General features: G+C 28.7%; 16 protein-coding genes and 3 tRNA genes. 10 read left to right on the top strand and 9 right to left on the bottom strand.

The window, feature by feature from the left end; genetic code table 4:
• Window positions 1-30: 30 nt before the first annotated feature.
• Window positions 31-693 (top strand): hypothetical protein, encoded by a 663-nt coding sequence (locus ACXYRQ_RS01585; protein ID WP_458614611.1) that lies wholly within the window; start codon window positions 31-33, stop codon window positions 691-693.
• Between the two features lie 62 nt (window positions 694-755).
• On the opposite strand, the gene ACXYRQ_RS01580 is transcribed toward ACXYRQ_RS01585, so the two are convergent.
• The 7 genes from ACXYRQ_RS01580 to ACXYRQ_RS01550 form a co-directional block, all read right to left on the bottom strand.
• Window positions 756-832 (bottom strand) — tRNA-Ile (locus ACXYRQ_RS01580).
• A gap of 53 nt (window positions 833-885) precedes the next feature.
• Window positions 886-1,281 (bottom strand): 30S ribosomal protein S9, encoded by a 396-nt coding sequence (gene rpsI / locus ACXYRQ_RS01575; RefSeq protein WP_435128936.1) that lies wholly within the window; start codon window positions 1,279-1,281, stop codon window positions 886-888.
• Window positions 1,281-1,715 carry a 50S ribosomal protein L13 gene (gene rplM, locus ACXYRQ_RS01570; protein ID WP_435128939.1) on the bottom strand — a complete coding sequence of 145 codons (435 nt, stop codon included), beginning with the start codon at window positions 1,713-1,715 and terminating at the stop codon, window positions 1,281-1,283. The genes rpsI and rplM overlap by 1 nt, the downstream gene beginning before the upstream one ends.
• A gap of 129 nt (window positions 1,716-1,844) precedes the next feature.
• A complete protein-coding gene (locus tag ACXYRQ_RS01565) occupies window positions 1,845-2,525 on the bottom strand; it encodes a 16S rRNA (uracil(1498)-N(3))-methyltransferase (protein ID WP_458597585.1) in 681 nt (226 codons plus the stop codon).
• Entirely contained in the window at window positions 2,518-3,876 is a 1,359-nt protein-coding gene (locus tag ACXYRQ_RS01560) for an HNH endonuclease family protein (RefSeq protein ID WP_458614610.1), read from the bottom strand. The genes ACXYRQ_RS01565 and ACXYRQ_RS01560 overlap by 8 nt, the downstream gene beginning before the upstream one ends.
• Entirely contained in the window at window positions 3,857-4,528 is a 672-nt protein-coding gene (locus tag ACXYRQ_RS01555; protein ID WP_458614608.1) for a hypothetical protein, read from the bottom strand. Before ACXYRQ_RS01555 ends, ACXYRQ_RS01560 begins: the two co-directional genes overlap by 20 nt.
• A 5-nt stretch (window positions 4,529-4,533) precedes the next feature.
• Complete coding sequence (locus ACXYRQ_RS01550) at window positions 4,534-6,153, bottom strand: ABC-F family ATP-binding cassette domain-containing protein (protein ID WP_458614606.1); 1,620 nt, start codon at window positions 6,151-6,153, stop codon at window positions 4,534-4,536.
• Between the two features lie 275 nt (window positions 6,154-6,428).
• Between ACXYRQ_RS01550 and ACXYRQ_RS01545 the strand changes: the two genes are divergently transcribed.
• From ACXYRQ_RS01545 to hpt, 9 genes are all read left to right on the top strand, one after another.
• Window positions 6,429-6,512: transfer RNA gene (locus tag ACXYRQ_RS01545), tRNA-Tyr, on the top strand.
• A gap of 3 nt (window positions 6,513-6,515) precedes the next feature.
• Window positions 6,516-6,590, top strand: a tRNA-Gln gene (locus ACXYRQ_RS01540).
• Window positions 6,591-6,664: 74 nt separating this feature from the next.
• A complete protein-coding gene (proS, locus tag ACXYRQ_RS01535) occupies window positions 6,665-8,107 on the top strand; it encodes a proline--tRNA ligase (RefSeq protein ID WP_458597581.1) in 1,443 nt (480 codons plus the stop codon).
• 69 nt (window positions 8,108-8,176) lie between these two features.
• Entirely contained in the window at window positions 8,177-9,289 is a 1,113-nt protein-coding gene (gene mnmA, locus ACXYRQ_RS01530) for a tRNA 2-thiouridine(34) synthase MnmA (protein ID WP_458614604.1), read from the top strand.
• Between the two features lie 8 nt (window positions 9,290-9,297).
• Window positions 9,298-11,925 carry an alanine--tRNA ligase gene (alaS, locus tag ACXYRQ_RS01525; protein ID WP_458614603.1) on the top strand — a complete coding sequence of 876 codons (2,628 nt, stop codon included), beginning with the start codon at window positions 9,298-9,300 and terminating at the stop codon, window positions 11,923-11,925.
• On the top strand, window positions 11,907-12,362 hold the full coding sequence (gene ruvX / locus ACXYRQ_RS01520; protein WP_458607335.1) for a Holliday junction resolvase RuvX: 456 nt from the start codon (window positions 11,907-11,909) through the stop codon (window positions 12,360-12,362). The genes alaS and ruvX overlap by 19 nt, the downstream gene beginning before the upstream one ends.
• The gene (locus ACXYRQ_RS01515) at window positions 12,338-13,042 is read left to right on the top strand and encodes a BC85_0335 family putative methyltransferase (protein WP_458614601.1); all 705 of its coding nucleotides are present in this window, start codon (window positions 12,338-12,340) and stop codon (window positions 13,040-13,042) included. The genes ruvX and ACXYRQ_RS01515 overlap by 25 nt, the downstream gene beginning before the upstream one ends.
• The gene (gene greA, locus ACXYRQ_RS01510; protein ID WP_458614068.1) at window positions 13,032-13,514 is read left to right on the top strand and encodes a transcription elongation factor GreA; all 483 of its coding nucleotides are present in this window, start codon (window positions 13,032-13,034) and stop codon (window positions 13,512-13,514) included. Before ACXYRQ_RS01515 ends, greA begins: the two co-directional genes overlap by 11 nt.
• Before the next feature lie 51 nt (window positions 13,515-13,565).
• Window positions 13,566-14,108: a hypoxanthine phosphoribosyltransferase gene (hpt, locus tag ACXYRQ_RS01505; RefSeq protein ID WP_458614069.1), complete on the top strand. Its 543-nt coding sequence runs from the start codon at window positions 13,566-13,568 to the stop codon at window positions 14,106-14,108.
• 31 nt (window positions 14,109-14,139) lie between these two features.
• Here hpt and ACXYRQ_RS01500 read toward each other — a convergent pair whose 3' ends face one another.
• Both ACXYRQ_RS01500 and ACXYRQ_RS01495 read right to left on the bottom strand, forming a co-directional pair.
• Window positions 14,140-15,159, bottom strand: coding sequence for a ZIP family metal transporter (locus ACXYRQ_RS01500; protein WP_458614599.1), 1,020 nt, complete (start codon window positions 15,157-15,159; stop codon window positions 14,140-14,142).
• Window positions 15,159-15,884, bottom strand: a complete 726-nt coding sequence (locus ACXYRQ_RS01495; RefSeq protein WP_458614598.1) for a YebC/PmpR family DNA-binding transcriptional regulator — start codon at window positions 15,882-15,884, stop codon at window positions 15,159-15,161. The genes ACXYRQ_RS01500 and ACXYRQ_RS01495 overlap by 1 nt, the downstream gene beginning before the upstream one ends.
• Window positions 15,885-15,892 lie beyond the last annotated feature (8 nt).

Raw genomic sequence — 15,892 nt, 5'->3', positions numbered from 1 at the left:
TTCATAATATCTTTATTTTCATTTGCCTTATTGATTAAGTTGTTTGTTCAAGATAATTCATTTACTAATTTTCTTTTATATAAAACAGAAAAACTAATACATATTTCTGAAGCAAAGAAAACAAATATATTATTTAAAAAAGGTGCATTGTTATATATAAAAGAAAGTAAAAATAAGCTATATTCATATGGTATCTTCTTATTATTTATAACTTTTTCCTTATTTTTAAATGAATTATTAATAAATTTATCTGTTTATAAAATAATCAACTTTGATAACGACTTGATTAGCACCTTAAGTTATTTTCATATTTTTGATGCTGTATATCTTTTGATAATTATTCTTTTATTTTATTTTATAATACAGATGTACATTAAAAACAAAAAGATGAAAAATAACTTCAATGAATGACTAATATACTTTGAATATGATGAAAGCGAATTATATTTAAGTGGTGAAACAGAGTCTAAATCAGATGAAAACAAACCATTGTATCATCTTTTTGATAATAATAAGAAGTTTTTGATGAATATGTTATCTGTAAAGGCCTTTATAATAAACTCAAAATCTGCACTACCGATATTCTATTTTTTAATTTTTGGTTATCATTTTAAAGAGTTAAGCAATGGTAATGTAATTTATAAAGACTTATATCAAGCATTTTTATTTTACAAAGATCGAGAAAATATTTAAGAAAACAATAAAGACAAAAACAAAAGAAGGTAAAACCTTCTTTTGTTTAGTCAAATTTGATATGGTGCGAACGAATGGACTTGAACCATCGACCTCACGATTATCAGTCGTGTGCTCTAACCAGCTGAGCTACGCTCGCATAAGCAAGACTATTATATCATATTTATATAATAATCTAGCATTATTTGAAAATTAACGTTTAGAGAATTGTCTTGCACGACGTGCAGCACGTAATCCAGGTTTTTTACGCTCTTTAGCACGAGCATCTCTAGTAAGCATTCCTGCTTTTTTTAAGATAGCACGGTAATCAGCGCTTGCTTCTAATAAAGCACGAGCAATACCCAATCTTATTGCTCCGGCTTGACCACTTAATCCACCACCACATACATTAACATTAACATCAAATGTTCCGAATGTTTCAGTTAATACAAAAGGTTGATTAGCATCTTTTAAGTATATATCAGATGTTAAATATTCACGAGCATCACGTTTATTGATTAAAAATTTTCCTTTTCCTGGTGTTAATTTAACACGAGCAACAGATGATTTTCTTCTTCCTAAACCACGGTATTCTAATTTTTGGTTCATTATTTAACCTCTAATCTTTCTGGATTTTGTGCTTTTTGATTATGTTCTGGACCTGCATAAACAAATAAATTACGACGCTGTTTATTACCAAGTTTTGTATGAGGAATCATTCCACTAACTGCTTTTTCTACTAATGCAGTAGGTCTTTTTACTCTTAACTTTGCTGCTGTAATACTTTTTAAACCACCAGGATAACCTGAGTGTGAGTAGTAAATTTTTTGTTCATCTTTTTTAGCAGTCAAAATAACTTTAGCGGCATTTACAATAACAACATTATCACCCATATCAGCATTTGGTGTAAATGTAGGTTTATTTTTTCCTCTTAAAACAGAAGCAACAAATGCAGCAAGACGACCTAAAACTTGTCCTTCAGCATCGATTACATATCATTTTTTATTTGCTTGTTGTGTATTTACAATAGTTGTTTGTCTCATACATCCTCCTACGTTAATTAAAATTGACATATTTTTTAAAAATGCTAATTTATTATACCAGAAAATTAATATAACACGAATTTAAGAAGTTTAAATTTTTATGCTAAATTCGACTTGTATATATATGAATTAGTCAATTTCAAGCTGTGATAACATGAAAATTGCAGCAGTTTCTGCTCTTAAAATTCTTTTTCCAAGTGAAACTATTTTGATGTTATTATCCATGGCTTTTGTTACTTCTTTGTCACTAAAACCACCTTCAGGACCAACAAAAAATAAAGTATTTTCTGATATAGGTTGGTTTATTTTAATTTGAAAATCAACCTTTTCATGCGCTAAAATTTTATTATCAACTTGGTATGTAATCACTTGGTCAAAAGTTTGTAACTGTAATAATTCGGGAATTTTATTTCTAAAAGATTGTTCTGCAGCATTTTTGATGATGCTTTTAAATCTAGGAATTCTCTTTTGAAATTTAGAATGGTTAATTAACTCCCTATTAGTAAATTCTGTTTGCATCGGTATTATAATATCCACACCTAATTCAGTAGCTTTTTGTAAAGCTCATTCAAATCTTTCATATTTAATAACCGATAAAGCTAAAACAACTTTATATTTATGTTCATTAAAAAGATTTAGTTCCCTTATTATTTTCGCTTTGTTATGTTCTAAAACACACTCATAAAATTTTTCTTGATAAACACAGATGAAGTGTCTATCTTGTATTCTTATCACACTAAGATGTTTTAAAACATCTGCATCCAAAATGAAATAATTATCTTCTTTACAATTAACAAAAAATCTATTCATTGATAATTTTTAATCTGGCTATATGTTTGTTAATGTTATTTATAAAATTTGTATTGAAGATAGATGATAAAGCATTTTTTGGTAAATTATTAAATTTATTAATTAGTTTTGAATCTACATAATTTATTTTTTTTGTTTCATGCTTTAGAAAAAAGTGTTTATTTACCTTGAAAGCAAAACTAAATGGATCGAAAAAAATAACACCTTTTTCATATTCTTTATCATGGTTTGGACACAAAAGAAATCTGTTATCACCTGATGTGGTTAAATTAAATGCATCATCGATACTTATATTATTTTTTTGATGCTCTGCTTGAATATCTGTATGACGATAAATATGTGCTGTTATAAGATTTTCATTAATATTATAATCACAAGCAAAACATTCACCTATATTAATATAATTATTGTATTTTTTATATATATTGGCTCTAAGGAATTTTTGATTTCTTAATAAAAATTGTTTTGTTTTATCTATATCGTAATTATATTTGTTAGTTTGCTCATTTACGGTTGTGTTATACTGGAAGGAAAAACCTAATGAAGTCACATACTTTTTTATGTTCATAGAAACAGAATCACCATTTAGCAATCAAAGATTTAAGGTTTTTTGTTCAAATTGGTGTGATAATTTTGAAATAATTTTACATGACAATAATGTGTCTTGTCTGTTGACACCATCAAATTTACCATAAACATCAATAAAAATGTGATTTTTTATCATTTGATACTCAATAATTAACGGCTTATTAAGTTTATTTTTTAAACTAGATAATTGTTTCTGTTTTATAGACTGAATTAATGAGAGATTTCTAGATAAGTTTTCTGTTTTATTTTTTATATTCTGATCTATAAAATCTAAAAATGAATCACTAATTTTAAAATCTATATATATTAGTTGTTCAAGATCGAGAATTACAGAATTTGAAATGTAAAGTTTTTGATTTTTTAACTTTAAGAAATATCAATCTAAAGGATTTAAACAAAGGTAAATATTCTTGAATTGTGGATTGTTTTCGTATAATTTAATAATAGGTAGAGAGTTTTGCTTAATAAAAGCGTTTCTGCTTTTTAATTTAAATTTTTTGTTTAGTTTTTGACTAAAATAAACAAGTGTGTTGGTATTCGTAATAAACAAACCTTGATATTGTTTCTTCTCAAAAATTCAGTTGATATTATTTGGAGAAATATTATTAATGAATTTATTATATATAAGTTCATCTAAAATGGTTCTTTTTAAATCTTTTTGTGTTTTTTTGTTATCTATATTTTTTAGTTGAATAAATAAAGAATCAAAATATTTATCAGAAATACAAATTTGTATTATATTTTTATGTATATTCTTTTCCATCTTTTTTGTAATCTACACCTTTCCATACCTGGATATCTTTATCGAATAAGTCGTTAGCAATTCACATACTTGCAAATGATGGCCTTTGCAAATTCATATGATCATAGTTAAAATAATTCTTTGTAAAACACATTCTACGTTTTAAATGTACATATTGCACCCTCTTGAATTTTTGTAAAAAATCACAAAATTTTTCACTATTTAATGCTTGAATTCCAAAGATCAGTGCTCATGGTTTGTTAAATTCAAGAAGTCTTTTTAATAAATTATGTTTATTTCTAAATGGCGGATTGCTAATGATAATATCTCAATTTTCATCTGGTTGATATTTATAAAAATCTTGTCTATTATATATGTGTGATGAAAGAACTTTATAGCCATTATTTTTAAATACAGTTACAAAGTTTGAATCAGGTAAGTCAAATGGACATCAAATAACCTTATTTTGGGGTATTTTAGCATTATCAATAAAAAATTTAATATCTTCTTTTGTTGTATATCATTCATCATCGTTTGCATAACGAAATGCTTTAGTGATATCATTTTTGCTTTTATCTTTTGCAGAAAGTAAATATTCTTTCACAAAATTTACGTTTTGCGAAAGATTTTCACCGTTTTTCAAGTTATCTAACACTTTTTCTATTATCTTCATAAATTTTAATTACCCATCATAATTTCTTCGTATTCTTCAAGGCTACCACGGAATAAAAAACTTTTTGTTGGTGATTGAAGCTCTAAAATCACATCGGCACATTGATTTACAAAAGCGCGATTATATGTAGTGAATATTGCACCACCTTTATAACTTTTAACTCCTTCTATTACTGAATCAATGCTTTCTGCATCGAGGTGATCAAGTGGTTGATCTAAAACAATAAAGTTTGATTCTAAAAGCATCATTCTTGAAAACATTAAACGTGCTTTTTCTCCACCACTTGTAACGGAAACTTTTTTAAATACTGAATCATTACTAAATAACATGCGCCCTAAAAAACCACGCATACGAGCATCGTCATTTTCTTTATTCTCTTTTTCTTTATTTAATAAAGGTCATTTTGAAATTCATTCTAAAACGGTTTCGTTGGTATCAAAATATTTACTGTTATCGTTAGGGAAATAACTTGGTGTTATAGTTTGACCTCATTCTATAGTTCCGCTCGATGGTTTTCTTTCACCAATAATACATTCTAAAAGTCTGGTTTTAGCAATATCATCATCACCGACAATAACCATTTTTTCACCAGGACGTAAAGTGAATGATACATTTTCAAACAAAACATCACCATTTTCATTTTTATAAGTCAGATTTTCAACATATAAGATTTGCTTCCCGTGATCACGATTCATTTCTCAACGAACATAAGGGTATTTGCGACTAGAAGGTTTGATTTCATCTAAAGAAATTTTTTCCAGTGCTTTTTTTCTACTTGTTGCTTGTCTTGATTTTGAAGCATTTGCACTAAAACGAGCAATAAATTCTTTAAGTTTTTCGATTTGTACTTCTTTTTTAATATTACTTTGTTTCATTATTTCACGAGCTAATTCAGATGATTGCTTTCAAAATGAATAATTACCTGTATAAATCTTCGCTTCATTATAATCTATATCAACAATATGAGTGCAAATTGCATCAAGAAAATCACTATCATGACTAACAACGATAACAACATTTTGATAATCAGTCAAAAAGTTTTCTAATCACTTAATCGAACGTAAATCAAGGTGGTTAGTTGGTTCATCCATTATCAAAATATCCGGATTTCCAAACAATGCTTTTGCCAATAACACTTTAATTTTTTGATTAGCTGTTAATTGTGACATCGGTACATGTCATTTTTCTTTTGGAATTGAAAGATTTGATAACAATTCTTGTGCATCATTTTCGGCTGTTCAACCCCCTAATTCACCATATTTATCTTCTAGTTCACCGGCTCTTGTGTAGTCATCCATTGTTGCATCGGGATTTGCATAAATGGCATTTTTTTCTTCTAAAACTGCATATAAATCAGTATTTCCCATTATTACAACATCGGTTACATTATAATTATTATATGCATTGTGGTCTTGAGATAAAACAGAAATGCGTTTATTTTTTTCTTTTATAATTTGTCCTGCAGAAGCTTCTAGTTCACCTGACATAATTTTTAAAAATGTTGATTTACCAGCACCATTTGCTCCAATTACCCCATATGTATTTCCTTCAGTAAATTTTAAATTAACATTTTCAAAAAGTTTTTTATCACTAAAAACCATACTTAAATTTTGAATCTCTAACATTTTTACCCCTTAGTTTGCTAAATTTAAAAAAACCTTCAAAAGAAGGCTGTGACAATTAAGCATATTGCTCGATGTCGGCTCTTATTAATTTTATCTTAAATTTTTCTTTTTAATATAAAAAAACTAAAATAATGTTTTACATTATATTTTGATAATGAGAAATTTAAAAAATTATCAAAATATTGGTTTTACAGTTAATAATTTACATCTGATAATAAAAAAGTGAAAATAAATTATGAAAAAAATTATTAACTGTTATAATATCTTAGCAACTCGGGGGGATAGCAAAGCGGCCAAATGCGGGTGGCTGTAACCCACTTTCTTACGATTCGGGGGTTCGAATCCCTCTCCCCCCACCATGTTGCCCCATAGCCAAGCGGTAAGGCATCGGGTTTTGGTTCCGACATGCGTTAGTTCGAATCTAACTGGGGCAGCCATATCACCTTTAGGGGTGTTTTTTTATGACTAAACACACAATTTAAACATAGAGAAAGTGGTATAATAGCAAAATATGAATCGTGAATTAGAAAAAATTACACCATTAGAAGAAAATTTCGCTAAGTGATATACAGATGTAGTTAAAAACGGGAATTTAATCGCATACGGACCCTCAAAAGGTTCTATTATTTTCAAACCAAATTCATATGGTATTTGGGAAATTATTCAAAAAGAGTTAAATAAAATTTTTAGATTTAAAGGAATTAAAAATGTTTATTTACCATTATTAATACCTAAATCATTGTTTGATAGAGAAAAGGACCATGTTGAAGGATTTAATCCTGAATTAGCAACTGTGACATGTGTTGGGGATCGTGAATTAGATGAACCACTTGTTATTCGTCCAACATCTGAAGTTTTATTTGCAGATTTATTCAAAAAGAGCATAAATTCCTATAATGATTTACCAATAATTTATAATCAATGAGCTAATGTTGTGCGTTGGGAAAAAACCACTAACCCATTTTTACGTTCACGTGAGTTTTTATGACAAGAAGGACATACCTGCCACTCTGATCCCTTAGAAGCCCGAAAATTTACTCGTGAAATGATAAATACATATGCAAAATTTTTGAAAAATTTTCTTGCAATCCCTACAATAGTAGGTAAGAAAACACCAAGTGAAAAATTTGCAGGAGCTTGCTCGACATATACGCTAGAAGCGATGATGAAAGATGGAAAGGCTTTGCAAGCGGGAACAAGCCATTATCTAGCACAAAATTTTTCAAAACCATATGAAATAACATTCAAAAATAAAGAAAATACACTTGATTATGTTTATCAAACATCCTGAGGTGTTTCTACTCGTTTGTTAGGTGCCCTTATTATGACACATGGAGATAATCGTGGAATTATTATTCCTCCATTTGTTGCACCAATTCAAGTTGATATCTTGGAGTTATTTAATAAAAAATCTGAAAAAGTATCTGTTATAGGTAAATTCATATTTAATGAGTTATCTAAAAAATTCCGTGTAAATTTAGATAATTCTGATCGAAATCCTGGATTTAAAGCATCTAATAGCGAAATCCAAGGTGTTCCATTAAGAATTGAAATAGGACCACGTGATTTAGAAAACGATGAGGTAACTTTTGTTCGTCGTGATACTTTGCAAAAATTTCAAGTTAAAATAACTGATATAAAAGCAACAGTAAAACAAACTTTAACCGATATCCATAATAACTTATATCAAACTGCATTAAAACGATTGAAAGAAAATGTGGTTTATGTAGATTCGTATCAAGAATTAAAACAACAAATTGAAGCAGGAAAATTTGTTTATGCTCCTTTTTGTTGCTTAGATGAAGCAGAAAGACTGATTAAACAAGAAACAGGTGCTACCACTAGATGTATACCGATTAAGTTGTTTAAAAAACCAGGGAATAGAAATCACTGCATTTTTGAAGATTGTAATAATATCACCAATCGCTATGTAATTTTCGCTAAAGCATATTAGCATACTAGGTTAAATTGTCTAGTATTTTTACATATTTATAAATGTTTTATAATTTGATGAAAGGAGTTTATGGCAAGAGTTGTTTTAGGAATGAGTGGTGGTGTTGATTCGTCAGTTTGTGCATATTTATTAAAACAACAAGGTTATGAAGTGGTAGGTTTATTTATGCGCAATTGAGATAGTGTAGTAAATAACGATTATCTAGGAAACAAAGATGTGAATAGTGATATTTGTCCACAAGAAAAAGATTATTTAGATGCTCAAAAAGTTGCATTAAAATTACAAATACCACTATATAGAGTTGATTTTGTGCAAGAGTATTGACAAAATGTTTTTGAAAACTTTATATCAGAATATCAAAAAGGGCGTACACCGAATCCTGATATTTTATGTAATAAATATATTAAATTTGACAAGTTTGCCAAATATGCTTTTAATGAACTGAAAGCAGATTATATTGCAATGGGACATTATGCAAAGGTTGAAAACGGGCATTTATATCGTGCAAAAGATACCAATAAAGATCAAACATATTTTTTAGCACAATTAACCAGCGAGCAACTTACCAATGTTATAATGCCACTTGCAGAACTAACCAAATCACAGATTCGTGAGCTTGCTCATAAACTTGATTTAGCAACTGCAGATAAAAAAGATTCAACAGGAATATGTTTTATCGGTGAACGTAATTTTGGTGAGTTTTTACAAAATTATATTCCTGCTGCTGATGGGGATATTGTTGATATTACAACTAATAAAATAATAGGAAGACATATAGGAAGTTTTTATTATACAATCGGACAACGCAAAGGACTTAATTTAGGTGGGATGGAGCAACCTTATTATGTTTGCGGAAGAGATGTAACAAAAAACATTATTTATGTAGCACCAAGCACTCAAATGCAGTGACTGCTTTCGGATGCTTTGATTGCTTCGAACTACACCTTTAATCATACAGAGTTTGATAAAAATAATTTGACTGCTAAATTTCGATATCGTCAAGAAGATATACCAATAAAACTTGAAATATTAAGTGATACACATATAAAAGTATCTTATTCTCAAACATCTTCTGCAGTTACTCCGGGGCAATATGTTGTAATTTATGATGGAGACAAGTGCATTGGTGGAGCAACAATTGATGAAATATTTTATAAAGATAAAAGGTTAGATTATTTATAAGGAGCATAATGAAATCAAAAGAAATAAGACAAAGATGGTTAGATTTTTTTGCATCTAAAAATCACTATATTGTTGAATCAAAAAGTTTGATTCCACAAAATGATCCATCATTACTTTGAATTAATTCGGGTGTAGCAACCTTAAAAGATTATTTTTCAGGAAAAAAAATTCCACAATCTCGACGTTTAACTAACTCACAAAAATCGATTCGAACTAATGACATAGAAAATGTCGGGGTAACAGCTCGACACCATACTTTTTTTGAAATGCTTGGAAATTTTTCGATAGGGGATTATTTTAAAAAAGAAGCTATTGAATTTGCGATAGAGTTTTTATTAAATGATTTAAAACTACCAAAAGAAAAGTTATATTTTACATATTATTATGAAGATTTAGAAACCAAGAATCTGTGATTAAGTCATGGAATTTCGGAAAAACACTTGATAGCAGGGACAAAAGATACAAATTTCTGAGAAGTAGGATCTGGACCTTGTGGACCTAATACTGAAATATTTTATGATCGTGGACAAAAATACGATAGTCGTGGCATCGAACTTTTAAAACAAGATATTGAAAATGACCGCTACATTGAAATATGAAATATTGTGTTTTCTACTTATAATTCAGATGGTGAAGGAAACTATATAGAACTTAAGCAAAAAAATATTGATACAGGTGCAGGTTTTGAAAGAATTGTTTCAATTTTACAAGATGCCCCTACAAACTATGATACTGACTTGTTTTTACCAATAATTTATGAAATAGAAAAATATACTAGTTTTAGATATAATATAAATAACTATTTTACCAAAGAACCTGAGCAAAATAAAATAAATAGTTATTTTAAAATAATTGCTGATCATATGCGTGCAGTTGTTAATGCTGTTGCCGATGGTGCTAAGATATCAAATGTAGGTCGTGGTTATATTTTACGTCGTTTAGTGCGTCGTAGCGCATATATAGCAATGCAATTAGGTATTTATAAACCTTTTTTATATAAATTAGTTGATGTTATAAAAAGCACTTTACCATATGAATATGATGCCAAAAAAGTAGCACAAATTATCTATGAAGAAGAAGAGAATTTCTTAAAAACAGTCGAGAACGGAAGATTATTATTAAAATCTGAGATAAAGCCAAATCAAAAAATTTTTTCAGGTGAAATAGCATTTAAATTATTTGAAACATATGGATTTCCAATCGAATTAACAACTGAAATACTTGCACAAGATGGAATAAGTATTGAAATGGATTCGTATCATCAAGCAAAAGAAAAACATAGTCAAATAAGCCGTGGTAAAAAACTTTCAGGAATGGATAAAGTTATTAACTCATTAACCTTAATTAAAAATAAAGAAGATGAATTTATAGGATATACTGATACAAAATCTAAAACCACTATTTTACATCTGCTAGATACAGAAAAAGAAATTGATACATCTGATAAAATAAGTTATGTTATTTTAAAGCAAACTCCATTTTATGCTACAGGTGGTGGGCAAAAACACGATCGAGGATATATGCTGCAAAATGATAATAAAATAATTATCATAGATGTCTTTAAAGATAAGTTCGGAAACCATATTCATAAGGTTGAAGGTAAAATTAATCGTTTCGATGAAATAGAATGCTATGTTGATGAAAAAATTCGTCGTGGTTTAGAGAGAAACCACTCCGGAACTCACTTGTTATTTTGTGCTCTAAGAAAAGTTTTAGGACCACAAATTAAACAACTTGGTAGCGATAACAATGAAGAGCGCTTAACATTTGATTTACCAGCAGATAAAAAACCTACAGAAGCTCAAATTAAAGAAATCGAAGACTTAATTCATTTATATATTAAACAAGATGCAAAACGTGATTATTTAATAATGTCAACTGAACAAGCCAAAGAAATCGGTGCAATAATGACTTTAGAAGAAGCTGAATATATGGACCCTAAAGCAGTCCGTATAGTAAAATTTGAAGGTATTACAGCCGATTTATGTGGTGGAACTCACTTATCACATACTGCTAATTTAGAAGATTTTAAAATTACTAATGTTGAAAAGAAAGCGGCTGGTGTATACCGGATTCGCGCTATTTCATCATTTGAAACAGTAAATGAATATTTAAATGAACAAAAAGATATGTTAATTATAGAATTAAATAAAAGTATTGAAAAAGTTGAAAAAATCAATCCAAATTATAAAAAAGATATTGAGATACCAAATAATTTGCAACAAGCAATTGAATATTTAAATAATCAGATACAGCAAGTTCGCAATGATTATATAAAAGAAAGTAAAAAACAGACTGAATCATTTGTTTTTGACTATGATGCAGTGGAGTTTGTTGAAATTAACAATCATAAAGTTTATTTGAATACATCAGTTGATAAATCACAAATAAAAATAGTTGCCTCAACATTGCGAGAAAAATATCCAGATGCTTTAGTTGTTTTAACTTCTCCTGATATAGATCCAATGTTAGTTGTTGCATCAAAAAAATATAATTCAAACCTTATTGCACAGCAACTTATGCAGCTATTAAATGGTAGAGGTGGTGGAAACAACATCTTAGCTATGGGAAAAATTTCTGATAACAAAAACATTTTGCAACTGCTATATAGTATTAAATGAGAAAACTCAGTTTAGATTTAGGAACAAAATCCTGTGGTTTTGCAATAACTGATGAAAATGAAATTATAGCAATTGGTTTAGAAAATTTTGAAATGGATGAAAATGATTTTCAAGCAGTTATAAATAAAATAAAAATGTATATAAATCAATACCAAATTGATGGCTTGATTTTAGGTTACCCACTTAAAATAAGTGGCCAAAAAAGCGAAAGAACCTTAATGGTAGAACAATTTGCAAAATTATTAGATGAAAATTTTAATATTCCTTATTTATTTGTAAACGAGCAATACACAACTAAAAAAGCTCATGAAACTTTAATTTCAGCAGGATATACAAGAGCAAAAAGAAAATTATATAAAGATAAAATAGCAGCAGTTTTAATTTTGCAAGAGTATTTAGATTATTATAAGCATAGAAAGGAAATTAAATGGAATTATCACAAGCAACAATAACTGGCTTATGAGTATCTGCTGTTGTAGTTTTTGTGGTTGGTATCGGTATATATATCGGATTACAAATTTATGCAAGATATATTAGAAAAAAATATGTACAAAAATCACAAAAACAAACACAAATTCAGATACAAACCTTACGGAATGATATAGGTACGCTACCGTATATTCTCAAAGATGAATTTAAATCTAAAGCAGATGATTTAGATATCGAAGGGTTAATTAATACATTTTATATAAATAAATATACTTCATTGTTAGTAATATCGAAAAATGATTTATTCCCTTTTGCTTGCTTGGTTGAAAAAGTCAAATTAGCAGGTTATTACGACTTAGATGAATTTGATTTTATAAAATATAATGAAGTTCGTAGAAAACTTCCGGATCAATTTATGCAACCAGTATTACCTTATAATAATGAAAATATTGATTTTGTAGCAGTTTTTAACAGCGATAAGAACCTTAATACTTTGTATGAAAATTATTATCCAAATCTTAATGCAAAAGGTATGCTTGCTATAAACCTAAAGAAATATAAAAATTCAGAAATTTTAGAGTTAGATAAAAAACTTAAAAATAAAAATATTAAGCATGAAGTATCATATATTACAAATCGATTCTTGTTTATTGTAAAAAGCGATATAATAACAGATAATTTAGGAGTATCAAATGGACAATAAAAACATTATTTACCTTTCACAAGAAAAATATGATGAGTATAAAACTGAATATGAAAATTTAGTCAACATTGAACGTAAGGCGGTGCAGGAAGCCCTTAAAGAAGCACGTGCTCAAGGTGACTTATCTGAAAATGCCGAATACGATGCAGCAAGGGAACGTCAGGGAATTGTCGAAGGACGTATAAGCGAACTTGAGAATATTCTTGATAATGCACAAATTATCGAATCAAAACATGATAAATCTGATACCACCGTTGGAATAAACTCGTTGGTAACGTTTTTAGTGCTGGAAAAGAAAGTAGAAAAGTCAGTTACTATTACTGGATCACACGATACCAATCCGTTTGAAAATAAGGTATCAATGTCAAGTCCTTTAGCAGTTGCTATGATTGGTAGAAAACCAGGAGATATTATTGAAATTGAAGCTCCAAATAAATATTCTGTAAAAATTATAAATGTAGAACATTTATAGAATTAAGCCGTATTTTGCTACGGCTTTTTTAATATAACACAAGGAGAACAAATGAACAAACACCCACACATTAAAGAAATATTATACACACAAGAATTTTTGGAAGCAGAAATTAAAAAGTGTGCAGATTGAATTAATCAAACTTACCAAGCAAGCAATAACTTAGTTATTGTAGGTCTACTAAAAGGTTCTATACCGTTTTTAGCACAATTGATTAAAGATGTTGAAGTTGATCATTCGCTTGATTTTATTACAGCAAGCAGTTATGCAGGTGGCAGCCAATCCAAAGGTAGTGTAAAAATAATTATGGACTTAGCAGAAGATATTTTTGATAAAGATGTTTTAATTGTTGAAGATATCATTGACAGTGGAATTACATTAGAAAAAATTCAAAACCTTTTATTATCACGTAAACCAAAATCACTAAGAATTTTAACTTTGTTAGATAAACCGTTTCATCGAAAGAATGATTTGCAAGCAGATTTTTCAGCAATAAAAGTTCCGGATGAATTCTTGGTTGGTTTTGGTTTGGATTATAAAGAAAAACTCAGAAACTTACCATATATTGGGATATTTGATAAAAAATATTTATAGTAATTAAAAAAAACGGAAAATTTCCGTATTTTTAATGACCATGTGAATGGATTGAAAGAATAATAACTGAAAAAACAACTCCTAAAAATAACATTAATAAAGTAATAAATCATTTTTTCTTATTAAATATTTCATGATAGAATTCAGGGAAGAATTCAACTAATGATGTAAAAATAAAGATACCACCTATACCTGAATAAATTAGACTTTTAAGAGGATCACTTACAAAATCACCACCATAAATACCAATTAGGATAAAGGGTAAAAATAAACCTAACCCAGCAAACGATGTAAATAATGCTTTTCAAGGGGAAAATCCTGCATCCCGTAATCTAAGGTAGAAGATGGTTTCTTCGGGTATAAGATGTAAGATTAAGGAAATAAAGTATGCTACAGTAATATCGCTTGCTTTTGATGCATCGGCTGCTACTTGTGAAAGGTTATAACCAATTAATAATCCTTCCGGGATGCGATGTGTAAGTAATAATAGCAGAGCGATAAGTTTTAACTTTCCTTCAGTTTTTGCTAGTAGAGTATTTTCTACAAGTTGTAACTTATCTTCTCGGTTGCTTAAAAATTCTTCATGACTGTGGGTGTGGTCATGTTCGCTGTTGCTATGTTTATGTTCGTGGACAAAAACACTAAGTTTTTTTGACTTCATCAGTTGTTTGTTTAATTTTGAAGAAATAACAAATTTTAAAACAAAAGCAAATGTTAATCCGACTAAAATTCCTCCACCTACCATACCAATATTAGATAAATAATATACTGATGTACCTTCGCCAAATATTTCAGAATGATGCGAAGCAACTTCTAATGATTCACGTAAGAAACCAAAGGAAGCAAGTATTATAAAAAAACCAGTTGAAAAAGCATATAAGTATACTTTAGTTTTTTGAATTTGTTTTTTAAATATAGGTAGCACAAATGATAAGATAATAGGAACCATTAAAAGAACAATTAAAAAGATTAAACTTAATAAAAATTTCGATAAATAAGGGTTATTTATCCTGTCGTTAATACCTAAATAAAGATTATTTAATCACTGCATTAGTTAATTTCTACATTATGAAATACATCTTGTACATCATCGTCATCTTTTAATTTTTCAACAAAATCCAATAATTTTGCTTGTTTTTCTGCATCATAATTTACATACATATTTGGAATATATGTAACTTCACATTGGATAAAGTTATCGATTTTAAACTCTGTTTCAAGTGCAGATTTAAGCTCACTAAAGTTTTCAGGTTGTGCTAAGATGACAAATGTTTCATTATTACTTTGTACATCATCTGCACCATTTTCTAATGCGATAAGCATTAAATCATCTTCTGAAATATTTTGTTTGCTAAATTCGATAATACCTTTTTTATCAAATGAAAAAGGTATCTGTCCGGTTTTTCCTAAGGTTGCATTTTGCTTATTAAAATATGCTTGGATATTCGATTTAACACGATTTATATTATCAGATAAAGTTACAACAATAAAGGTAGCACCACCACTAATAGTAGCATTAAAAATTAATTCTGTATATGATGAACCATCTTTGTTCCCTGCTGCCTTAGCGATTGCTCTTTCGATATTGTCTTTTGGCATATTTTTTGCTTTTGCTTTTGAAATAGCAAGTTTTAAAGTAGGATTTTTATCTGGATCTGGTCCTAATTGAGCAGCAACAAAAATTTCTTTTGAAAGTTTTTGAAAAATTTTTCCTCTTGCTGCATCTTGGGCACCCTTACGGTGTGCAATATTAGCTGAGTGTGAATGTCCTGCCATAATGTCTC

Source organism: Mycoplasma sp. 394 (assembly GCF_054353895.1).
This window is presented reverse-complemented; position numbering and strand designations above follow the sequence as displayed.